General features: G+C 45.2%; 19 protein-coding genes. 12 read left to right on the forward strand and 7 right to left on the reverse strand.

What is annotated here, in order from left to right:
• Positions 1–191: 191 nt before the first annotated feature.
• Positions 192–635 (reverse strand): GNAT family N-acetyltransferase, encoded by a 444-nt coding sequence (locus J7529_RS21565; protein WP_318730675.1) that lies wholly within the window; start codon positions 633–635, stop codon positions 192–194.
• Between the two features lie 43 nt (positions 636–678).
• On the opposite strand from J7529_RS21565, the gene pbpC reads away from it, so the two are divergent.
• Positions 679–3063, forward strand: coding sequence for a penicillin-binding protein 1C (gene pbpC / locus J7529_RS21570; protein ID WP_318730676.1), 2385 nt, complete (start codon positions 679–681; stop codon positions 3061–3063).
• Positions 3064–3143: 80 nt separating this feature from the next.
• The gene (locus J7529_RS21575; protein WP_318730677.1) at positions 3144–3833 is read left to right on the forward strand and encodes a hypothetical protein; all 690 of its coding nucleotides are present in this window, start codon (positions 3144–3146) and stop codon (positions 3831–3833) included.
• Here J7529_RS21575 and J7529_RS21580 read toward each other — a convergent pair whose 3' ends face one another.
• Complete coding sequence (locus tag J7529_RS21580) at positions 3834–4184, reverse strand: hypothetical protein (RefSeq protein ID WP_318730678.1); 351 nt, start codon at positions 4182–4184, stop codon at positions 3834–3836. It abuts the gene before it with no gap.
• A gap of 69 nt (positions 4185–4253) precedes the next feature.
• On the opposite strand from J7529_RS21580, the gene J7529_RS21585 reads away from it, so the two are divergent.
• Positions 4254–5498, forward strand: a complete 1245-nt coding sequence (locus J7529_RS21585) for a DNA cytosine methyltransferase (protein WP_318730679.1) — start codon at positions 4254–4256, stop codon at positions 5496–5498.
• A 23-nt stretch (positions 5499–5521) separates the two neighbouring features.
• On the opposite strand, the gene J7529_RS21590 is transcribed toward J7529_RS21585, so the two are convergent.
• From J7529_RS21590 to J7529_RS21600, 3 genes are all read right to left on the reverse strand, one after another.
• The gene (locus J7529_RS21590; RefSeq protein WP_318730680.1) at positions 5522–6409 is read right to left on the reverse strand and encodes an alpha/beta hydrolase; all 888 of its coding nucleotides are present in this window, start codon (positions 6407–6409) and stop codon (positions 5522–5524) included.
• A gap of 97 nt (positions 6410–6506) precedes the next feature.
• Positions 6507–7964: an Asp-tRNA(Asn)/Glu-tRNA(Gln) amidotransferase subunit GatA gene (gene gatA, locus J7529_RS21595; protein WP_318730681.1), complete on the reverse strand. Its 1458-nt coding sequence runs from the start codon at positions 7962–7964 to the stop codon at positions 6507–6509.
• Between the two features lie 137 nt (positions 7965–8101).
• Entirely contained in the window at positions 8102–8854 is a 753-nt protein-coding gene (locus tag J7529_RS21600; RefSeq protein WP_318730682.1) for a class I SAM-dependent methyltransferase, read from the reverse strand.
• 183 nt (positions 8855–9037) lie between these two features.
• Here J7529_RS21600 and J7529_RS21605 point away from each other — a divergent pair, with 183 nt between their 5' ends.
• From J7529_RS21605 to J7529_RS21620, 4 genes are all read left to right on the forward strand, one after another.
• Entirely contained in the window at positions 9038–11305 is a 2268-nt protein-coding gene (locus J7529_RS21605; protein WP_318730683.1) for an FdhF/YdeP family oxidoreductase, read from the forward strand.
• A gap of 87 nt (positions 11306–11392) precedes the next feature.
• The gene (locus J7529_RS21610; RefSeq protein ID WP_318730684.1) at positions 11393–13225 is read left to right on the forward strand and encodes a WD40 repeat domain-containing serine/threonine-protein kinase; all 1833 of its coding nucleotides are present in this window, start codon (positions 11393–11395) and stop codon (positions 13223–13225) included.
• 411 nt (positions 13226–13636) lie between these two features.
• Complete coding sequence (locus J7529_RS21615; RefSeq protein ID WP_271939062.1) at positions 13637–14347, forward strand: precorrin-2 C(20)-methyltransferase; 711 nt, start codon at positions 13637–13639, stop codon at positions 14345–14347.
• An 84-nt stretch (positions 14348–14431) separates the two neighbouring features.
• Positions 14432–15703 carry a TonB family protein gene (locus J7529_RS21620; protein WP_318730685.1) on the forward strand — a complete coding sequence of 424 codons (1272 nt, stop codon included), beginning with the start codon at positions 14432–14434 and terminating at the stop codon, positions 15701–15703.
• Here J7529_RS21620 and J7529_RS21625 read toward each other — a convergent pair.
• Positions 15686–16732 (reverse strand): polyprenyl synthetase family protein, encoded by a 1047-nt coding sequence (locus tag J7529_RS21625; RefSeq protein WP_318730686.1) that lies wholly within the window; start codon positions 16730–16732, stop codon positions 15686–15688. The genes J7529_RS21620 and J7529_RS21625 overlap by 18 nt on opposite strands.
• Positions 16732–17454: a class I SAM-dependent methyltransferase gene (locus tag J7529_RS21630; RefSeq protein WP_318730687.1), complete on the reverse strand. Its 723-nt coding sequence runs from the start codon at positions 17452–17454 to the stop codon at positions 16732–16734. Before J7529_RS21630 ends, J7529_RS21625 begins: the two co-directional genes overlap by 1 nt.
• 79 nt (positions 17455–17533) lie before the next feature.
• Between J7529_RS21630 and J7529_RS21635 the strand changes: the two genes are divergently transcribed.
• The 5 genes from J7529_RS21635 to J7529_RS21655 form a co-directional block, all read left to right on the forward strand.
• Positions 17534–19372, forward strand: coding sequence for a hypothetical protein (locus tag J7529_RS21635; protein ID WP_318730688.1), 1839 nt, complete (start codon positions 17534–17536; stop codon positions 19370–19372).
• A 170-nt stretch (positions 19373–19542) separates the two neighbouring features.
• Positions 19543–20460, forward strand: a complete 918-nt coding sequence (hetR, locus tag J7529_RS21640; RefSeq protein WP_318730689.1) for a heterocyst differentiation master regulator HetR — start codon at positions 19543–19545, stop codon at positions 20458–20460.
• Positions 20461–20684: 224 nt separating this feature from the next.
• Positions 20685–21434 (forward strand): Tic22 family protein, encoded by a 750-nt coding sequence (locus tag J7529_RS21645; protein WP_318730690.1) that lies wholly within the window; start codon positions 20685–20687, stop codon positions 21432–21434.
• An 18-nt stretch (positions 21435–21452) separates the two neighbouring features.
• The gene (gene prmC / locus J7529_RS21650) at positions 21453–22328 is read left to right on the forward strand and encodes a peptide chain release factor N(5)-glutamine methyltransferase (protein ID WP_318730691.1); all 876 of its coding nucleotides are present in this window, start codon (positions 21453–21455) and stop codon (positions 22326–22328) included.
• A gap of 178 nt (positions 22329–22506) precedes the next feature.
• The coding region (locus tag J7529_RS21655; RefSeq protein WP_318730692.1) for a hypothetical protein at positions 22507–23918 on the forward strand (1412 nt) is incomplete at its 3' end.

The raw sequence follows: 23918 nt of genomic DNA on the forward strand, positions 1-23918 counted from the left end.
CATTAGGAAATCGCTATGATTGTTGAAATTAGAGAATTTAAGCAAAATCCTATTGCATCAAATTAAGCTTGCCACGCCAGTAGGGTGCGTTACACTATCGCTAACGCACCCTAAAGTAAACTTGCGCTTGATTTACTGCTTCTTCGACTGGGATTTTCGTCAATGATAAACCTCTAGATTGCTTTGAAATTTTATAATATCTTAGTCATCAAAAAACGATGATGGCGTTGATATCCAACTCTGTTATAAAGACGTTGTGCATCCGGATTTTCAAAATCAACTTCTAGATGAACGGCTTGTATTCCCAAATCTTGACAAGTCTTTTCTATAAATGATAGCGTTTGAGTGCCGATGCCCTGTTGACGGTATTGGGGTCTCAGGTAAAATTCATCAAGAAAAGCATCTCTTCCTCTAAATTCTAGACTATAACCCCAAGCTAAAAGAGCATAGCCAATAATTTCATCGTCTTTTTGAATCAGAAAAAGTTTTCCTAAAGACGGATCGTTGATTAACTGTTCCAAAGCTTGAGCATCTAGTTTTTTATCAAAAGCTAGTTTCTCACTGTGATGAAATTCTTGAACCAGTTGTAAAATGATCTCTAAATCAGTTAGCTCTGCCGGTCTATAATTAATCATGATGATACGCTTCCTCTGAAAGTCAACAGTTTATGGGTCAATTATGCAACACTGGCGTAAATTATGGCATGGAAAATATAAACTCCCCCTTCGCCTGATTCTAGGTGTAATTTTACTTGCTTTAACCGTCCGCGTTGTACCCTATCTCATTCCCATTCGCGCCCAAGATATTGCTCAAACCGATGGTGCAATAACGTTTGAAGACCGTAATGGACTGCCCCTGGGAACCTTGCTCACCCGCGACCAAGACCATACGATGCTGGTTTCCCTGGATGAGATGTCCCCGTACTTTATCCAAGCGATTATTGCGGCGGAAGATAAGCGCTATTATCAGCATGGTTCAGTGGATTTTATTGCTGTTTCTCGCGCTATTTTAGAAGCGCTTCAAGCCAGAGAAATAGTGAGTGGAGCTTCGACTATTACGATGCAACTGGCCCGGATGCTCCATCCCACCCCGCGCACTCTCCCCCATAAAGTTGGGGAAATTTGGACAGCTTGGCGCTTAAGTGCGGGAATGAATAAGGATACACTGCTAGCTGCGTATATTAATCGACTGCCCATGGGGAGTAACTTGTATGGTGTGGAAGCGGCTGCTCGTACCTATTTTGGCCTTCCGGCTGCGGAGTTAAATTTAGCTCAAGCTACTCTGCTTGCATCCTTACCGAATGACCCCATTGACCTAGACCCCTACTACCATTGGCAAGCGCTGAAAACTCGGCAGCGCTATGTTTTAGACCGGATGGTGGCGGATAAAATGATTACGGCATTAGAGGCAGAACGGGCGTATACTGAACAAGTTTATCTGCGATCGCGACAACAGGGAATTCTCGCCGCCCCCCATTTCCTCTTCTGGGTTTCCCAGCAGCTCCCCACCACTGACGGGGGAACCATCCGCACCACCCTAGATAGCGCCCTACAGCAATTCGTCGCCACCCAAGTGCAGCAAGTGGTTGCCGCTCTCGCCCCCAAACAAGTCCACCATGCAGCCGCCCTCGTCATCGATAATCATACTGGAGAAGTCCTTGCCTATGTGGGGTCCCCCAACTACTTTAACGATAGTCTGCAAGGGCAAAATGATGGCGTGCAAGCCTTGCGCCAACCGGGTTCAACCCTGAAACCCTTCCTCTACCAATTGGCTCTAGAGCAACAGGTTATCCGCCCCCAAACCATCCTTGCTGACGTGCCTACCACTTATGCCATTCCTGGCGCTAAACTATACAAACCTGTGGATTATAGCGAAACCTTTTTAGGGCCGGTACGGGTGCGTTTAGCTCTGGCTAACTCCCTGAATGTGCCTGCCGTGCGCGTCCTCGAACAAGTGGGGGTTCCCATCTTCCTTAATCACTTACGACAACTGGGATTTACCCATCTAACTCACGATCCAGAATACTATGGATTAGGGTTAACCTTGGGCAGTGGAGAGGTGAGTTTATGGGAGTTGGCAGCCGCCTATCTGAGAGTGGCGCATCAAGGTAAAGCTGTGCCTTTAGTTACCTATTTTGGCGAAGAAACAGAACAGCTAGAGGGCACGCCAGAACCGACCTCTTGGGAACTGGTGAGGGATATGTTGGGCGATCGCCATGCCCGTGCCACAGCTTTTGGGGTAGACTCTGTATTAAACTTGCCCTTTCCTGCGGCCGTCAAAACCGGAACATCTTCCGATTATCGCGATACCTGGACCGTCGGGTTTAGTGCTGATTATACAGTCGCGACTTGGGTAGGAAACTTCGATGGAACTGCTATGCAGCAAGTCTCTGGAGTCATGGGGGCAGCCCCCCTCTGGCATCGGATTATGCAAAACTTACACGAAACGACAGAACCCGCAGATTTTTCCCCTCCATCAGGTTTAGTTCAACACCCCATTTGCGCCGTTACCGGACAAATTCTTGATGACAATAGATTTACATCTTCGCCAAAAGTAGGGGCGAGTTTATCTATATCTTCGCCTATAAACCAAGTCCTTGGTCAACTCGCCCCTACAGAACCTAATTCTACTTGTCCTTCTGCCATTGTTTTAGAATACCTTTATCCAGAAGATCTGGAAAAATCTAACCCTAAAGATCAGTTCATAGAACTGCCCCCAGAATATAATGAATGGCTCTCCCAACAGCCAGAAAACCAATGGGACGGGGAACTGAGAATTGTTTTTCCTGAACAGGATGACTACTTCTTACTCGCTTCCCAAGCTGCGCAAGATAATCGCCTAGAATTTAAATTAGCGGGTAAACGAGAAGAGCCTGTAGAATGGTGGTTAAATGGTGAAAAAATAGCCACAACTCAATCTCATTCCTTATTTTGGAACATGAAACTGGGCAGTTGGCAACTCGAAGTCAAAACGGCAGGAGGTGAAGAGCGCGACACTATTATGTTTCAAGTCCAAGAAACTCCCCAAAAACCAATCCGCCGAGGCTTTTCTATTGCAGATTAAACACTTTTAATCTAAACATAGAACACAGAAGATAAAAGTTTTACAGCTTACCCATTACCAGCACGGAGTGCTATATATCTATGGCTATGCAATTAGATCAAGTAGTTCCCTTTGGGCGGTCACTTGATGAATATATTAACTTATTCAACTTAACCACATCCGACTTACAAAAAAAGATCCTCAGCATTGCAGATGGCCCAGCTAGTTTCAATGCAGAAGCTACGGATCAAGGATATCACATCCAATCTGTCGATCCTCTCTATTTTTTTAGTGCCCAAGAGATTAAAGATCGATTTTATGCCGTTGTCGATCAGGTTATTGACCAAGTTGCTGGCAGTGCCCAGGATTGGATTTGGAGTTATCATAAATCGCCCCAAGACTTAAGGCAAAATCGAGAAAGAGCGATCGAATTATTTACTCAAGATTATGAACTGGGAAAAGTAGAAGGTCGCTATCAAGTGGGTGAACTACCCCATTTAAATTATTCCGATCTAGAATATGAAATCGGTTTATGTTCCCACTTTCTGTTTTTGTATTCTGACCACTTTAATCAAGAGTTTCATCTCCAGTCTATCCAAGAACTCTTAAGAGTCTGTACAGAAGTCCGAATTTTCCCATTACTTACGTTGAATTTAGAGAGATCGCCCTATCTTCCCCTAGTTATAGACACCTTAGACTATCAAGGCTATGATTGTCAAATTCAAACCGTTGAATATCAATTACAGCGCGGTGGCAATCAAATGCTCAAAATCACTCGAAAATCCAAATAATCAAGAATCCATCCCTGGAAAAGAATCGACAAGCTTGATTTTGATATCCGGAAAGCTGTTGACATATTGAATTTTGAAATCAGGAAAATGCTCAACTGGCTCCCATTTTCCACAGGCATCAGGAAAATGCTCGACCCACTTGACCTTTAAATCTGGGAATGACTCAACCACTTGCACCTGAATATCTGGGAAATGTTCCACCACTTTCACCTTTCCATAAAGCTGGATACCCTTAAAACTACAATTTTCGGGATGAATTGCATCATCCGTTCTGCCGGGTATAGCTGCTAAAATCAGAGTCAGAAAAAGACTCAGACTGAAAATTATTATTCGTGGGAGCGATCGCTGCATTATTTTACCTCTTTCCACTGCACCCAATTATGCTATACTATAGCGTTATCTCATCAGTATTTCAAAACGGTGTCTAGACCGATCGCTGTAGATTTATTTGCCGGTGCAGGAGGAATGACCCTAGGTTTTGAGCAAGCGGGGTTTGATATTTTGGCATCCGTAGAAATAGACCCCATTCACTGCGGAGTTCATGAATATAATTTTCCCCATTGGACAATTCTTTGTGCTAACATCTCCCAGATTACAGCAGCAGAAATTCGGGAACAATCAGCTATTGGCAAAAAAACGATTGATGTTGTTTTTGGCGGGCCTCCTTGTCAAGGATTTTCCGTGATTGGCAAACGTGCTCTAGACGATCCTCGCAACAGATTGGTTTACCATTTTATCCGTCTAGTTGCCGATCTTCAACCTAAATTTTTTGTCATGGAAAATGTTAAAGGTATGGCGATCGGACCCCATCGTTTATTTATTGAAGAAATTATCGAAAAGTTTGCCTACCATGATTATCAAGTCCAGAATAGAGTCTTAAATGCTCGTGATTATGGCGTGCCTCAAAACCGAGAACGACTCTTTTTACTCGGATGTCGTCAAGATTTATCCCCTCCCCAGTTTCCCCTACCCTTAACCCAATTCACCTTAACTCAGACGAGCAACAACGCTCCTTATTTTGATTCTCATCCGACCGTTAAAGATGCCATTGGAGGACTGCCTAAACTCTACCGATATCCGGAGTTAGAAACCAGGGATTGGGTGAAAGCTGCTTTTAGAAACTATAGTCAGTATGGCAAACTTTTACATGGAATGTTAAGGTTAGTCGATGATTATTCTTATACGCGAAAGTACGATAAAACCCTGCTAACCTCTAGCTTAAAAACTCATCATACTCCCAAATCTATCCAGCGATTTAAGGCAACAAAACCGGGAAAAATTGAACCGATTAGTCGTTTTTTGAGATTAGATCCCAAGGGACTTTGTAATACATTAAGAGCCGGTACACCTAGCGATCGCGGCGGATATACGTCTCCCCGCCCCATCCATCCCTTTGAGCCTCGATGTATTACGGTTCGCGAAGCTGCCAGACTCCATTCTTACCCCGACTGGTTTCGATTTCATCGCACCAAATGGCACGGATTTCGACAAGTGGGGAATTCAGTCCCCCCTTTTTTAGCTAAAGCAGTCGCAGCAGAAATTTGTAAAGTTTTAGGCTATTCTCCCGTTCGTCCGCGTAAAACGATTCAGCTCGATCTCACCCATTTATTAGAATGGGATAGTACTAAAACGGCTCGTTCTATCCAATCTAGGAAAAGTCCATAGCCTAGAGAGGACTTTGTGCTGTATTATTTTGGCGGATTGAGATAATGGCTGGGAATGGGAAAAACGGGCAGGTCTACAAATTCACGGACGGTTTTGAAGTATTCTTCTCCAGCTAAAGGGGCAACAGTAGTATGATCGCCAGGGGGAAACAGCCAGAGTTCTTTGGGTTCAGGAGCCGCAGCAAAAAGTTCTTCGCTCATAAAGAAAGGAACAGCGCTATCTTGTTGTCCATGAATGAAGAGGGTGGGCATTTTTAATTGAGGAACTTTTGCCCGGGAATTAAATTGATTTTTCAATAAAAGATCGATGGGTAAGATGTTTAGTAAAGGATAGCGATAATCCCCCATTCGTCGCAGGGAAGTAAACGATCCTTCAATGATCAGATGGCAAATTTCCGGGTGTTTGGTAGCTAATTCGATCGCGATCGCGCCCCCTAGAGAATGACCATACACTACAATCTGTTCTGGTGCTATCCCCCGCTCGTTCACCAAGTATTCCCAGATGGTATCCGTATCTTCATAAACCTGTTTCTCCGTGGGAAATTCGCCCTTGGATTGACCATATCCGCGATAATCAAAGAGGAATACGGAAAAGCCGAGATGGTAAAATCGGCCCGAGTGATAGACGTTTGTACCGATGTTATCAGAGTTACCGTGGAGATAGAGCAGCAGGAGATCGCTTCTTTCATTGGGAATCCACCATCCATGTAACTTAACTCCTGGTTCTATGGACTCCACCCAAACCTCTTCATAGTCTAAACCGATATCGGCTGGGGTGCGAGTAATTTCTTCCACGGGGAAAAAAATTAACCGAGTTTGGGTCGCCCAAAAATACCAACACAGCCCTCCATAGGCGATCGCCAAACCGGCCAAAAAAATCCATAATTCTTGATGAAATAAAACCCTCAACATAATTTCTAGGGGGAATAACAACAAACGAAGAGCAACCCCGTGGCTATCCGTTCTCTTAATTCTAAAGAAAAAGAACCCAACCCCGGAGTTGTCTTGATTACAGAGAGGGTTGCTTTAAGTGCCAGCTTGTGGTTTGTTCGTAGGTGTGGGCAACTTGCAATAATAAATCTTCGCGCAATACATCAGAGATTAATTGTAGTCCAATCGGTAGTCCTTGTCGATCGAATCCGCAGGGAATGCTCAATCCAGGCAAACCAGCTAAATTAACGGGAATGGTCATTAAATCTGAGAGATACATGCTAATGGGATCTTTCGTTTTTTCACCCGCCTTAAATGCGGTAGTCGGAGCAGTGGGGGAAACCAATAAATCAACAGCCGCAAACGCTTTTTGAAAGTCTTTTTTAATCAACGTGCGTACCTTTTGGGCTTTGAGATAGTAGGCATCATAATATCCCGCAGATAGGGCATAGGTTCCAATCATAATCCGCCGTTTCACTTCTTGACCGAATCCTTGGGCGCGGGTTTTTTCGTACATGGAGAGTAGGTTATCCCCCTCTTCGGCACGAAATCCGTATTTTACTCCATCATAGCGGGCTAGGTTAGCCGATGCTTCAGAGGGGGCGATAATATAATAGGCTGGTAAACCATAGCGGAAGTTAGGACAAGAAATGGTTTGAATTTCTGCCCCTAAATCTTGTAGATGACTAATAGCTTTTTTCACCGCTTCATCGACTTCTGGATCTAATCCTGTGCCAAAAGTTTCGGTGATAATCCCAATTCTGAGCCGCCCTTTCGATCTGAGGTTGGGTCTGAGTAAACTCACATAGTTGGGGATTTTTACATTGAGACTGGTGGAGTCTTTGGGATCGTAACCGGCGATCGCCTCTAAGACAATAGCCGCATCTTCAACCGTACGTCCAAAGGGCCCAATTTGATCCAATGATGAGGCATAAGCAACCAAACCATATCGGGACACTAACCCATACGTCGGTTTTAAGCCGACAATGCCGCAAAACGAAGCCGGAAGCCGAATCGACCCCCCAGTGTCCGAGCCGAGGGATACAGGGCATTCTGAGCCAGCTACAGCCGCCGCAGAACCTCCGGATGATCCTCCCGGAACGCGGGTTATATCCCAGGGGTTAGCGGTGAGTTGATAGGCGGAGTTTTCCGTGGAGCTACCCATGGCAAACTCATCCAGATTAGTTTTACCGACGATAACCGCTCCTGCGTCTTTGAGCTTTTGAGTCACCGTAGATTCGTAGGGGGGGACAAAGTTCTGGAGAATCTTGGAGGCGCAAGTCGTGGGCACTCCAGGGGTACACATATTATCTTTAACGGCGATCGGAATACCCGTCAACGGCCCGATCTCGTCTCCGGCTGCTATTTTCTCATCAACAGCCTTGGCTTGGGTTAGAGCTTGTTCTCCCATCACCGCCAAAAAACTATGAAGCTTCGGTTCTAGGGTTTCAATGCGATCGAGTGCCTCTTGGGCCAATTCTACTGCCGATCGCTCTTTCGTCACAAGCTGTTGGTGCAACTCGCGGATGGATGCCATGCTTCTACCTTCTGTGTTTCCGATTTAGCGTCTTCAATCCTACCAAGATAGGGGGATGAGGGGATAGGGGGATGGGTAGGGATGGGGAGATGAGGGGATAGGGGGATGGGGGGACGCGGGGAGTTTTAAACTCATTTTTAATTTTTAATTGCTTCGATTCGTAGGCGGCGATAGTCGGCAAACCAACTGTTCTGTTGATAAAGATGGGTTTGCAAAGTGGTTTCAATGTTGTTTAAGAGTTCTTCTCGCTCATTAAGGGGAACGGGGGAGAGTAAGTGAGAGGCAAACATTGCGATCCAATTCCGTAAACCGTCCTCGCCCTCTAATGCTGTTGGGCGATCAAACAGTTGGGCAAATCTCACTTCTAAACCGTTATTTTCGAGCAGGGATACATATTCAGAAATACTGGGAAAATACCAAATTTTTTGGGGGAAAGAATAACCTTGAGCAGCTAGGGTTTCTTCAACAGCAGAAACAATCGCTTGCACATTTCCTTTCCCGCCAAATTCTGCCACCAAGCGTCCACCCGGTTTCAGAGCATTTTGGATGCCTTGAACTACGGCTTGCGCATTCGTCATCCAATGGAGTGCGGCATTGGAAAAAATAGCATCAAAAACGTGAGTTTCGGATAACTGTTCCCCATTCTCTAACTTAAACTCAATTTGGGGATAATTCGCCTGAGCTTGGGCAATCATAGACCCAGAATTATCGCAGCCGATAACCGTGGCTCCAGACTCGGCAATTTTAGCGGTTAAATGACCCGTTCCACAACCGAGGTCGAGGATAAGTTCTCCAGGTTTGGGGGCAAGTTGGGTAACTAAGTCTGTTGCCAGTTGAGAAACATAGTAATGTTTGCTCTCGTAAAGTTCGCTATTCCAAGTTTGGGTCATAGTGACAGCTAGTCTAGCTTAGGTTGGCAATCGGCCAAGGATAAAGCCTCTTCATCCAGATAGCTGGTTGAGTTGGCATACCATCAGTTCCTTGCTGGAATCTTCACGTTACCACGGCTATTCCCTATTATTCCCTAACGCAAAGCGCTATAATATCGAATCGATAAAATTCAGGCTATTCCCATGACTGCTTCTGATTCTACCCCTCAAGCTGGTGGTGGTTTACCCGTGATTCAATATTGGGCAGAACAAACAGTTTCACCTCAAGGGGTGAAACTTTGGCAAACATTGAATCATAAGAGTGCTTGTTTGTCCTGTGCGTGGGGAACGGGGGGACATAAGGGTGGATTTGTGAATGAAGCGGGGGAGTATTTGCAACGCTGCGCTAAGAGTGTAGAGGCGATCGCCGCTGAATTGCAACCCCCCATCTCTCTCAATTTCTGGGAACGCTATAGTATAGCGGAGTTACAGCGTCTGAGTTCTCAAGAGTGCGATCGCCTGGGACGATTAAGTTATCCCCTATTGTTAGAAGCAGGAACCTCTCACTACCGGCGCATTTCTTGGTCAGAAGTCTATCAGATTGCCGAACAAGCGTTTCATCAACCTGGGGAGCGCATCGCCAGTTACAGTTCTGGGCGATCGTCGAATGAAGCGGCTTATCTCCTACAATTGATGATGCGGGCGAGTGGCTCCCATAACCTAGCCGATTGTTCGGATTTGTGCCATTCTGCCTCTGGAGTAGGCTTAAAACAGGTGTTTGGTTCGGGAACTTCTATGGTGAGTTTGGAGAGCCTGAAACACTCAGATTGTGTGGTTTTGGTGGGTTCCAATGCGCCTGCGAATCATCCCCGGTTAATGAATGAACTGATTAAAATTTGCGATCGCGGTGGTAAAGTCATTATTATTAATCCTCAATTGGAAGTTGGTCTAGTTAAGTTTGCTTCCCCTGCCTTTCCCATTAAGTCCTTACTCAAGGGTGGCTCAGACATTTCCACCTTATATTTACAGCCCATTCCCGGCAGCGATACGGCGCTATTTCTGGGAATCCAAAAAGCGCTGATTGAGCAAAATCTTGTGAAGTGCAAGTATTGTGAATCTTATACGGAAGGTTGGCAACAAATCATCGACTACTCAAGCAACTTAAACTGGGTTGACATTACCACAACTTGTGGATTATCGCAAGAAGAAATAGAAGAAGTCGCCTACGCGATCGGCACGTCCAATACCGTTATTTTTGCCTGGGCAATGGGCATTACCCAACAAATAAATGGGGTAGATAATGTACGCTGTATTGCCCATACCGCCTTACTCACTGGAAACGCGGGAAAACTCGGTGCAGGAACCATGCCCATTCGCGGTCATTCCAATGTGCAAGGAGTCGGTTCTATGGGCGTAACCGTGCGTTTGCGAGCAGAAATAAAACAAGCTCTTTCCCAACTTTTAGGCAAAGATTTAGGCGACACCCACGGTTATGACACCCGCGCCTTAATCGATGCCGCCGAATCTGGAAAAATTGACACCCTGTTTTGTTTAGGCGGCAACCTGTATGGAGCCAATCCCGACTTAAACCAAGCCCAAAATGCCCTATCCCAAATCGACACCATTTTTTATGTAGCTACCAAACCCAACTTAGGACATTTTCACGGACTAGCCCAACACCACACCTTACTTTTACCCGTCTTCAATCGCTTTGAAAATCCCCATAAAACCACCACCGAATCCGGGAATAACTTTGTGCGCCTGAATGAAGCCGGAAAAAGCCATTTAACCCCTGAAAACTCGGATTTAGTCTCTGAAGTTGAGTTGATCGCTGAAATTGCCCACCGTCGCCATGGAGAAACCCCAGTCAACTGGCGCAAACTCCAGGATACCCAATATATCCGGGAATTAATTGCACAAACGATTCCTGGATATCAGAAAATCAGAGAAATCGATCAAACCGAAGCTGAATTTACCATTGAAGGACGCATCTTTACCGAACCCAAATTCGCTACAGATTCGGGCAAAGCCAAGATGAAAATTACGCCCCTTCCCCAGTTATCGATTCCAGAGATTAGTGCGTTTAACCTCCCCAAAGAGAGCCAAGGAATTGTCTTGATTTTAGGCAGTGGACGCAGCTATACCCAACATAATACGGTGGTCTACCGCACTGCCGATAAATATCGAGGAATGCCCCATCGCTACTGTATTTTAATGAATTCTAGAGATGTCAAAAAAGCAGGATTTACAGAACATCAAAGAGTGAGTGTAAAGGGCGATGCAGGCGACTTAGAGAATATTGAACTTATCTGCGGCGCAATTCGTGAGGGTGCGGCATTTATGTTTTATCCAGAAGCGAATGTTTTGTTTAAGGCTAAGATCGATCCCCAAAGCGGGACACCAGCCTATAAGCGAGTTCCGATTTGTGTGTACAGTTGTAAAGGGGCAATGTTGGAATCGAGGGATATTTGATCGCGTTCATCCTGGGGGAAATGCTCCAATGGGAACAATCGGCGATCGCATCGTATTAATTGTTAATTGTTAATTATTAATTACCCCATGTCTTACTGTTTGAACCCCCATTGCAGATTCCCCCAAAATCCCCAGGGCGCGAAGTACTGTCAAACCTGTGGGCAAAGCCTGATCCTCAAGCAACACTATCAAGCGATTAAAAAAATTGGTCAGGGGGGATTTGGATGCACGTTTCTGGCTCTCGATAGAAGTCAAGAAACTACGCGCCGTTGTGCCATCAAACAATTAATCTTTGCTAGCCAAAATCCCGATCAGATCAGTAAAGCAACCGACTTATTTGAACAAGAAGCCAAACGGCTCTATCAACTGGGCAATCATCCCCAAATCCCAAAATTTTATAATTATTTCTACGAAGGCGATCGCTACTATTTAGTCCAAGAATATCGACCCGGAGAAAATCTAGAGGTCATTTTAGAGCAAACGGGAAAATGGACAGAGCCTCAAATTCGGGACTTACTAAAAAAACTTTTACCCGTTCTCAATTATATCCATGACCGGCAAGTCATTCACCGGGATATTAAACCCGCCAATATTATTCAAGGTTTAAATGGCGAATATAGTTTAGTCGATTTTGGTTCCGCTAAATATGTGACGGAAACCGCCCTCTTCAACACTGGAACCACCATCGGTTCTCCCGAATATGTGGCTCCCGAACAAATTCGAGGTAAAGCTATTTATGCCAGCGATCTCTACAGTTTAGGAGTCACTTGTTTATACCTTTTAACTCAGGTGTCTCCCTTCCTTCTTTTTGATAACTCAGAAGCGGTTTGGGTGTGGCGCGAATACTTAGGAGATACTCAAATCAGTGATAAACTGGGAGCCATTTTAGATCGGTTTATTCAGCTTGGAACGAAACACCGATATCGCTGTGCTAGGGATGCTTATCATGCCCTCAAACCGGAAAAAAAACTGCCACCACCTCCCCCCCCACGCCCACAAATTTTCCTGCCTTCAGAGGCAAAAACCTGGCGCTGTGTGCAAACCTTAGAGGGGCATCGAGGTTCAGTTTCTGCCTTGGCGATCAGTCCCGATGGGCAATTGTTAGCCAGTGGTAGTTTTGACTGTTCGATCAAAATTTGGAATCTAGAAACAGGGGGCTTAGAAGAAACTTTAAACTTTCATACTCAACCGGTTTTAACCTTGGCGTTTAGTCCTGTAGAACATCAATTGGCTAGTGGCAGTATTAATGATGCGATTAAGATTTGGGACTTTGGTACGGGAACGGTGTATTGTACTCCCCTAGAGCATTATCAGAGTGCGGTAACTCTCTCTTTAGCGTATCATCCCCAGGGAAAGGCGATCGCCAGTGGCGGAGACGATCGCCGATTGCAAACTTGGTTTATTGAGAGCAATCGCCATCAGTCCATCCTTCATCCCCGTGGGATCAATACTGTTGCCTTTAGTCCAGAGGGTGAATACATTGCGTCTGGAAGTAGTGGTAATCAAATCTATTTGTGGCGTGTAGACACTGGAGAACTTATCACCCAACTGAATGGACATCAAGGAGATATTAATGCGATCGCCTTTAGTCGAGATTCCCAATACTTAGCTAGTGGTAGTAGCGATCTAAGCGTAAAACTTTGGCGTTTATCTCAACCGAGTCAAAACCCTTCATCCCAGCATACCTTTTTACCCTCTCCTGACTGGGTAAGAGCAGTTACCTTTAGCTCAGACAATCAACAACTCATTGCCGGAAGTGCTGATGGTAGCTTAATGATCTGGGATTTAAATACCTTGAAAATCAGACAGACTTTGAGGGAACATCTCAAGGACATTAACGCGATCGCCATTAGTCCGCGGCGATCGCTCATGGCTACTGCAAGTCGCGATACCACCATCAAGATTTGGATCGGGGACTAACTGAGAATAATGGTATCTTAATTCAATACATAACTGACTCGCTTGTTCTGTCAGCTCCTTATGTCGCTCTGGATCTGTGGTTCGCTTAATATCATCAAGCAAATACAAAATCTCACTGAGCCTACGATAGGTTAACTGTCTTTCTTCCAGGAGCATTGCCGGATGAATACACATAAGTCATAAAATCAACACTTTCCTTGTATAGTATTGCTGAAAAAAGATCAACTGACCTCATCTTATCGGGTGAACTAAGTGGATGATTTTCTCGATCTTTGCCCCTGAGTGATTACTCCGCCATCCGTATAGTCCCTTCGTGTCATCAGCAATCAGCAATAGGACATCACTCCATCGCTGGGTTACAATCAAATAACCAATAGGCACCTTAACATTTGTTTATATTTCTCTAGATTTGTGCAACTCGGAACTCTTTACGGCATTGGGATCGGTACAGGCGATCCAGAATTAATTACCCTCAAAGGATTGCGGCAATTACAAAATGCTCCTGTTGTTGCCTTTCCCTCTGGACTCAACAACCAACCCGGTGTAGCTGAAACCATTATCCAACCCTGGCTCAAGCCCCAACAAATCCAACTCTCCCTCACCTTTCCCTATCTACAAGATGAAACCCTTTTGTACCAAGCTTGGACAGATGCAGCTCAACAAGTTTGGTCCTACCTTCAACAAGGACACGATATTGCCTTTGCTTGCGAAGGCGATATTAGTTTTTATAGTACCTTCAACTATCTTGCCCAAACCCTAACCAAACAACATCCCCAAGCCTCCATAGAAGTGATTCCTGGTATCGCCTCACCCATGGCAGCCGCAGCCGTTCTTGGACTCCCTCTCACTATTCGGGATCAACGGTTGACCATTTTACCGGCACTTTACCATATCGATCGCCTAGAACAAGCCTTAAACTCTTCAGAAGTCGTTGTCTTAATGAAAGTCAGTTCCGTTTATGGACAAGTATGGCAATTTCTCAAAGAGCGTAATCTACTCAAACAAGCTTATATTGTCGAACGAGCCACCCAACCCAATCAAAAAATCTATACTAATCTAGAACAATTCCCCCAACTCCCCCTCTCCTACTTCTCCCTACTGATTATCATGGGGAGTAATTAATCGGCAGTAGAGGGAAACGCCGAAACGGAAACATGAGAATTCCCTATTCCCCATTCCCCATTCCCTATTCCCCATTCCCTTCCCATGACTTACTCTCCCCTCTTTCCCCAACAACGGCAACCGGTTCTCCAACCCTTTTGGATTGCCACGATCGCCTCCGTTGCCTTTCATGGGCTATTGTGGATTAACATCCCCACCAGAAGTGGCAACTCGCGCACTTCCCTGAATACAGTTGACTTAGTTGAACTGACTCCCGAACAATTAGAACGTCTGCCCAATCTCAACAGCCCCTCTCAACTAACTCTACCTCCCATTAATCCTGAAGCATGGCAACCGCAACAACCCATTGCCAATGCTCCTGGCAATAGTTCAGTTAATAGCTCCAGTGCTGGAAATCCCTCTTCCTTTGTCTTACCTCCCCCCCGTGCATCTCTGGAGCTGCCTCCGCCCCCCGTTTTGCAACTGCCTCCCATTTCTTCTAATTCTCCCTATCGAGAGCCTTTAGTCATACCCACCTTACCCCCACCGCCCCCTGCTAATCCGCCCGTTTACGATGATGCAAATCCCTTGCCTATACTGCCTCCAAGCGATCTTGATTTAGAGATTAATCGGTTAGCGGATAATCCAGAAGAGGACATTGCAACGCCGCTTCCCCCCGAACCTCTAGAACCGATAGGAGAAGAACCGCCTGAAGAAACAGAACCGGGTGTATTACCCAGTAGAATACCAGAAGCGGCGATCGCCGATTTGCGTCGCCGACAAGAAAAATATCGCCAACAAGAAACTGAATCAGAGGATACCCCAGAACCTCAATCTTCTCCAGTGGCTACACTTCCTCCAGAAGACGAAATCCCCGAACCAGAGGCAACTCCAGAACCTCAATCTTCTCCAGTGGCTGCACTTCCTCCAGAAGACGAAATCCCCGAATCAGAGGCAACTCCAGAACCTGACGATCCCCTGTTAGCAGAAATCCAAGCCTTGCGGGAGGCGATCGTCTACGATCCACAAGGAACCAGTCAAGAAGAAGCCACTGCTACCCTAGAATCCTGGATTAGCAACCTTCCCAACCGGTATAAAAATAACAGCAACAGTTCCCTGTGGCAGCAACAAGACATTGAAGTCCCCCTACCCGTTCTCGCCTGTCGCAACCAACTGCAAGGACGAGCCACCATCGGTGTTGTCGTTGATCCAGAAGGGGAAATTGTACAAGAAGCCCAACTCATTCAAAGTACAGGATATGGCATTTTGAATGAAGCTGCATTAGAAGCCGTACGAGCCAAAGTTTTTGAGCTAACCGATGATCCTCAACTGTACCTACTCAAAATCACGTTTGAACCTCTAGACACTTGTGGTTAATGTCGCCCCATGATCCACTTGGAACAACTCAAGATTTTTCCTGAGCTGTGAGAGGAATTTGTTCGACGTAATTCTCACCAGGATTGAAGCGATCATATCTCGATGAACCGTTTTTTCTTTAGTGTAAAGCATGTTTTTGCATCGCTTATGTTCCTGTTTCAGGTAAGCTAAACAATCAGCATACACTCCCTTATTCACCAGTAGACATAAAATTTCGCGGTATTCATTTTCCTCAATCCCTTTATATCTTAATTCTTCCAGTCGATTACATTCTTGATCATTGGATCTTTGAGTCATCAAATAGACCGCTAGTGTCAACTTTCCATTAATAAAATCAGAAAATTGATCTTGATAGGGTTTTTCCAATTTTGAGAGGCGCTGTACAGGAAGAGCAAAATCACCAAAATCATTGGCTGCCTGAGTGGCAGACCCATAAATAGCTCCCATTTCATAGAGTAAATTATCGGGTTCTCCTGCAACGATCGATCCGGCTAAAAAACAACTGCCATAGAATACACCAGAGAGCAATCTACATCGTTTCTGATAGGCATCTAGAAATTCATTATACTCTGGATATTCTCCTATTCTAGATACTTTTAGTTCCTGAATATCCATCCTCTGACCCAAATAAATTTGGTGGTTGATTTTGCTCAACAGTGGTATGAGCGCTGTCATACCGTAATCCTCTAGAATCTGTTGGGCAATCTCTCTGAGTTGAAATCCAGCAATCACCAAGTTTCGTTTACTCTCACTCGTTTCATAACCATGCTTCTCATCAAGAAACCAATTGATAACATAAGTTGAACAGTTGAGAATCTCAAAACTAGCACAAACAGGAGTAAGTTCTTTCCAGTTTTTCCCGCCATTAATCTCATAACCCGTTCGGATTTGTAGATCTCGTAACCGTGGATGACCATACCGCTTCATTGGAAGTTGTTTCACTTCCTCATTCAAATGGTCTGTATAATGCTTAATGATCGCATCCGTCTCCTGAGAGATCTCAGTCATCATTTCAAAATACTTACTCATTAACAACTCCTTTTTTCATAGACGTGGTATTCACTTTCATGATTGGATATAGAGATAAGTCCTACCGCTTCCAGCATCTTTTCCACAGATTCTAAGTCCACTAATCGCATTTTTACTTGCTGTTGTCCAACAAGCTCCTTTTGATGATAGCAGTGATAGTCTAAGATCAGATATTGCTCATCATCAACCCTTTTTTGGGTGATCTTTCTCTCGAATACAATATTATCATCCAGTTGTTCCTGCTTGGTATGATTGGAATTGGATGAAATAATAATTAAACGTCCTCCATCACATAAGTGTGCGGCAACCCGTTCAAAACTTCGCTCAAGGGTAGCCAAATCCAAAATGTGGCTTGCCAGCAAAACATGATCGCCATCATTGACAAATGCCCAGGCTCCACCACGGGAGTAGGCAATATCGAAGAGCTTGTCAACAGATAAATTACTGATATCTTCACAATAAAGCTCAACTTGACTCCCTAAACATTCTTCTGCTTGTTCAAGTAGTGAGGCACTTGTATCTACTCCAACTACCCGCAGGTTAGGTCGCAAATGAAGGATTTGCTCGACCAGCAAGCCGGTTCCAATTCCCACATCTAAGATGGTTTGCCCATCACCGAAAAGGTCAATGAGATCGGTGGCAATTGCTTGATAATCTCGATTCCGCTGAACAAAGGCATTATAGAAATCAGACATGCCTTGATATAGGTCAGTTACCGTCATAAAATTTTTAGCTATTCTTGAAGGATTGACTCACAGATTTAGTAAACCATTTAAATATCTATCCCTCAACCTCTGATTGATGAAATCTCTAAAGCTCTCCACCCTCATCCTCGTCTTCCTTAGCTTATTAACAGGAACTCATCCTACTCCCTCTGTTGAGCGCCAATCATCCGTTGCTTTCTCTCAAACTTCCACGTTTGAAGACAGAAGTTTAGCCCTGCGACAACAGATTGCGTCCCAAGATTTAGAAGACCTAGAAATTTGGTGGCAAAAGCGGGATATAGGCGATCCCCATAAATACCTTCTGCCGGTCATCCTTGCCCGTCTGTCGCTTCCTACAGAGTATAATGCCGAAACGACTGGGCAAGCCCTCCAACGGCTTAATGAAGAAAAAACTGACCTCTATCACTTCCGCAGTATTTTTGACATTCGTATCTGGTTTGAGTTTGGCGCAAATTTACCGCCAGCTTTAGAAGCAGACTATCGCAGCCAACTGGAAGCCAAGCGGGTAGAACAATGGAATGAGTCGGGAACCGAGAACCATATGTTTATGCAGCGAGTGTCCGGTTTAGCCTTGATGGATGGTAGCGGTTGGCCGGTGGCTTATCCAGCAACTGAGGCAACCAATGAAGCGTGGTTGCGATCGGAAATTAATAAGTTTCTCACCATTGGCCAAGGGGAATTTCACTCGTCTACCTATTATGGCTATTCGATCGCTGGATTACTCAATCTCTACGATTTTGCCCAAACCCCAGAACGCAAAGCCTTAGCGAAAGCTGCCCTAGACTGGTTGGCCACCAATATGGCTCTACGGTTAAGTTGGGGAACCGCAGGCGGCGCAGAAAGTCGCGGATTTGACCGAGGAACCTGGGATGAGAGTGGACTGGCCACCGTTGCCTGGCTTTGGTGGGGAGATGGGCCAGAAACTTCTCAAAGAATGCGCTCTAGTGCTTCGAGAGTGGGACTTCCGGCTGCCTTGAGTACCTATCGTCCTCCTGAACATTTAAAGGACATTGCCCAGAAAAATATTACTCTTCCCTTTGAACTGCAAGCTAGCCATCCGGTTTATTATTCCTATCACCAAGATAATCAATTTTGGGAAACCTTCTATATCACCCCAGATTACAGTCTGGGCACATTAATTAATCCTGGGCGTTCCTACCAAGTCAAAGGTACAATCAATGCCCAGTATGCTACCTATAAATTAGTGGTTCGAGACCCCCAAGGCGAAAACAATGCGGTCATTTCCTTAGCCGGAACTTATCATACTCCCATGGCAACGGGTAGCTCTCCGGGCGATCAATATTTACAATATCAAGGAACCGTTCTCTACCAATTGCGCCTGTCTTCCGAAGATCTCGCTGCTGGAGTGCCTCCCTTGTCCCATCTCGTTTTACCCTCCCGCTATGGCCAACCCCAACGGTATCAAGACTGGTATATTTGGCAAATCGAAAACACTTGGCTCTGCGCTCGTCCGTGGGGAGAACGGATTGAATGGCGCTCTTCAGTCTCAGAAAAAGGTAGAGAAGCAGACTATCAAGTGCTGGCGGCCCATGGCCCGAATACGGCTTGGATTACGGAAATCGTCTCGACTCGCGATTATTCCAACTTCAGCCAACTGACGCAAGCTCTGAGCCAAACGCAACCTCAGTTCAACCCAACTCGTTTAAGCTACCACAGTTTACCCAAACCCAGTGAAAAGTCTTCAGACTCTACCCAATTATCCCTCGCCTATATCCCCAAAAGTGGTAAAGGATTAGGAAGAATTAAGGGTAAAGTCAAAACTCTAGATAACTGGCCAGTCCTAGATTCCCCATTGATCCAACAACCGCTTAATCAAGGACGTTTAGAGTATAGTGGAGGCGATCGCCTCTGGCAACTACACAGTACACCCACTGGACCCGAATGGCGACCTTAAGGCAGGGACGCGAAGAAATGACCATTGCCTATTGCCTATTGCCTAATTCCCATTCCCTATTCCTGACAATCCTAGGTTAGGATATAAGGTACTTAAGCTTATCCTGAACTGAGGTAAGCGCCCTGTGTTTGCCCTTCAACTTGTTAACCTTGCCGGATTTCATAAGTGATATGACTAATGAAAATGATCTGATCAAACGTCTTAGCCCCAGTGCAATGGATCAGATCCTGTTATATCTAGCCTTTATTGCCATGAGAAATAGTGGCCATCGCCATGGGGCTTTCTTAGACGCTGCCGCTACTGCTGCTAAATGCGCGATTTATACGACTTACATGGAGCAGGGGCAAAACTTGCGAATGACGGGGCATCTGCACCACATCGAACCCAAACGAGTTAAAGTCATTGTTGAAGAAGTTCGGCAAGCGCTCACCGAAGGAAAACTGCTGAAAATGTTGGGGTCTACCGAACCCCGCTATCTGATCCAATTTCCCTATGTCTGGATGGAAAAATATCATTGGCAACCGGGAAAATCTCGCGTTTTGGGCAATAATTTAGTCTCGGAAGAAAAACAAGATATTGAATCTAAACTTCCCCCCCATCTACCGGATGCCCAAGTAATTCCCTCATTCCAGTTTATGGATCTGATTGAATATTTGCATACGCGATCGCAACAAGACTCCAATCTTCCTACTGACCGGCAACTTCCCCTCAGCGAAGCTCTTGCTGAACATATTAAACGCCGTCTGATCTACTCCGGCACAGTCACTCGCATTGATGTCCCCTGGGGAATGCCCTACTACGCTCTCACTCGCTCCACCTATACCCCGGTCGATCAGGAAGAGAGAAAATATGTTTTAGTCGAAGATACCGCCCGCTATTTTCAAATGATGCAAGAATGGGCGGAAAGTCCCTCAGAACAAAAACCCCACGTCATGCGTATCCTGGAAGAAATGGATATCCCCCCAGAACGCTATGAGCAAGCCATGGAAGAACTTGACGAAGTCATTCGTGCGTGGGCAGACCGCTACCATGAAGATGGGGGTAAGCCCATGGTTCTTCAGATGGTGTTTGGCCCCTTGGAAGGGTAGGAAGACAGGGGGACAAGGAGACACTCCGGACACGGGGATACCGAGCTGTATTGGTTTTGGAACTCAAAGGCAATTGCCCAAGTCAGGAGAATAGCGTCTAACAACTGGCACAGAATTGCGATTCCACCTAAGATTTAGGTAGGAATTGCTATGTAAATCGATAAATGTTGAGGTAAAGAAGATTGATTAAGTCATTGGTTCAATGGGGAAGTCGCGTGAGTTTAATGGGGACTCTACTATTGAGTCCTGTCGTTGGTCTGAGCTTGATGCCCTCAGCCGCTATTGCGATTCCGGAAGCACAAATAGAACGAAAATTACAGGGTATTCCAGTTTATGCAATTAGTGATGAAGAAGGGGTGTTACTGACGGTTTCTGTTCCTCGCGATCAAGAAAAACCGGATGAGGGTCGGATTTCTTTAACTCGTGTTTTTATTAGTCAAACGGATGCTCAAAGTTTTTTAGCTCAGGTACGTGAAAGTAATCCTGATATTCCTCAAGGCATGAGTGCGCGGGCAATTCCGTTGAGTGAAGTATATAAGTTACATCAAGAATATAAGGATTCGGAAGAGCCGTTAGTGTTTCAGTTTCAGCCTAAAGATGAACAGGTCAATCAAGCTCGCACTGTGTTGCAGCAACAAGGAGATCCGGAGTTAGCAAATGCGTTTCAGGGTGTTCCTCTCTTTATGGCTAAAGCAGGGGAAGATCAGGGGTATTTGACGATTCAAAATGGCGATCGCCAAGCGGTTTTGGCCTTTTTTGACCATGGAGACTTAGAGCAAGCTCTGGAAGAGTATAAAAAGCAGAATAGTGATGCTAATTCTCAAATTGTGGTTCAAGTGACCACTTTAGAGCGGTTGATGGATTTGTTGATTACTGAAGACGATCCGTTTTTGCAAAAAGTGGAGTTAATTCCGACACCAGAATCTCGTAGTTTTCTCCAGGAAGAGATAGAACGCCGGCAGTCGGGAAATTAATAAGGTACACCCTGATTTATGGTTTCGGGATTAGAGTTGGCAGCCTGGCGAAAGCAGGCACAGGAAGCGGCGATCGCAGCGAATATCCCCCCGTCTGAGGTGGATGGACTGCTGCGATCGCTCTCTAGTCTCGATACCCTCAGTTTACGTCTAGAGTCCTTTAAGTCTCATGCCGATATTCCCTTCTCTCGTCCCTGGTTAGACATTCAGCAACTCTGGAAAGAGCGAATTGAGACTAGGGTTCCCCTCCAGTATTTGATTGGCGAATTAACTTGGCGAGATTTGGAGCTACACGTGGCTCCTGGGGTGTTAATTCCCCGTCCAGAAACCGAGCTGTTTATTGATTTAGTCCTGGCTTCTGATGTGGGGCAAATGGATGGAGATTGGGCAGATTTAGGCACGGGAAGCGGAGCGATCGCGATCGGTTTAGCCCAAGCTTTACCTCAAATTACCGTTCATGCAGTCGATCGAAGCCCAGAAGCATTGGCGATCGCCCGCGCCAACGCTGCCCAATATCCCTTTAGCGCTCAAATCCAGTTTTATCAAGGCTGCTGGTTTACTCCCCTTCATCCTCTTAAAGGCCAATTGGTGGGCATGGTTTCCAACCCCCCCTATATTCCAACAGGCTTAATTAACCAATTACAACCCGAAGTTGCTGATCATGAACCCCATCTTGCCCTTGATGGCGGATCGGACGGCTTAGACTGTATCCGCACCCTGATTAGTGCGGCTCCCGACTATTTATGCTCTGGAGGGTTATGGATCGTGGAAATGATGGCAGGACAAGCCGAACCAGTAGAACAATTACTGGTTGAGAATGATAATTATCGTCAAATTGAGATCCATAAAGACTTAGCTGGGATTGAACGCTTCGCCTTAGCTTCTCGGCGATAGTGATACCCTAATAACATAGGGGTGAACACCCGTTCACCCCTAGATTAATCTTTATTTCATGCGGATGGCGAGACTCGAACTCGCAAGTTATTTCTTGTCCGCTCCCTAGAAAGCAAGTGAAGTCTATACCTAGCCTACCTTGTAGACCTTTAAAAGAAAATAGGTAGAAAATAGGTAGATGTCTGAATACTTTAAGCAGACGTGGAATTTAGTTAATGAGTATTTTTACTCCAATCAAATTGACCCGTCTAAGTTAGTAGACCATGAGCTAGTGAGGGCTTACCTCAAAGCTTGTCAGAAGTCAACCCCAAAGGGTGTCTCTATCAGCAGAAAAGGCAATCGGTTATATCTCCGATTCAAAACGCCTAACAACTCCGCTACTACTGATAACTCCTGTAATGAGTCATTTACTCGCGATGGATGTATCAATGCTCTGGCAAAAGCTTTGGCGGTTTTTGACAAGCTCAAAGAAGCTGGCTCAGAGTCAGAATACTGGGAATGGTACGAATCAGAAATCAAGGGCATTCAGATTCTTATTGATGACTGCCTAACTATCGGTCAAGCTGTTGAGATAGTAAGGAAGAATTACCTTTCGGGTTACGATAAATGCGGCAGAGATAGGAGTAGCGAGAAGCTCAAGACCAATACTCTAGCTGGATACTATGATGCCTATGGTCAATATCATTCTAAGCTCAATCCCAATCTCAAACTTAATGGAGACAATTTTATTGCTGAAATCAAGAGAATCTGGGGTCAACTTTTTACTGTTTCTGGAACTCAGACTATTTGTTCTAGAGGATTCAAGAACGCTTACACTTCTTGCTGTAAGCTTTTTAGAGACACTAAACATGACAAGGGTCTTAAGAATGTGCAATCCTATTTCGGAACAATCAAAGTGATTCAGAAAAACAAGGAACAGACTGTTGACCTTGAGACTTTTTTAGATTTTAGAAGTAGAGTACTGGGGCTTAGTGGTTATAAGCTAACCAAAACTCAATATCGACACATTGAGTCACGCAAATCATGGATGAAAGCTATTTGTTTTAACCTGATTTACGGCTTCCGTGCTTCCGAGTTTAAAGCTATCCTTAATCTTGACGAAACAATAAAAAGAGGGGATAGAGTTTTCTTAGCGCTCCATGACCCAACTAATGATGAAAATATTGTAGTTATTGACGATGGCTTTTGGGTGACTGACACCAGTGGTAAACGGCACTATATTACAGTGAAAACTGGTAACCGTATTGCCCGTCCAATGATTCATCCCGATTATCCAAATCTGATTGAATTACTAGGAATAAAAGACTCAGGAGTCAAGATGCCTGAATGCATTCCTGAAGCAAATAGTCACCCTGATACGATGAAAGATATATACCACAATCGAATGAGGCAAAAGTTATCAAGATTTGCCTCGCAAGTAGGAGGTCAAGGCTTCACCCAAACCCACGCCTTACGTCACCTGGCAAATTACCATGGCAAACTTGCCGGTTTGACACGTGAACAACGCGCCCTATCACTGGGTCATTCCCAAACCATGAATGATAAATACGACAAGCACCAAACTACCAGGAATCAGGTGAACCTTCTAAT

It is taken from the genome of Roseofilum sp. Guam, from assembly GCF_017746735.1.
Classification (GTDB): Bacteria; Cyanobacteriota; Cyanobacteriia; order Cyanobacteriales; family Desertifilaceae; genus Roseofilum; species Roseofilum reptotaenium.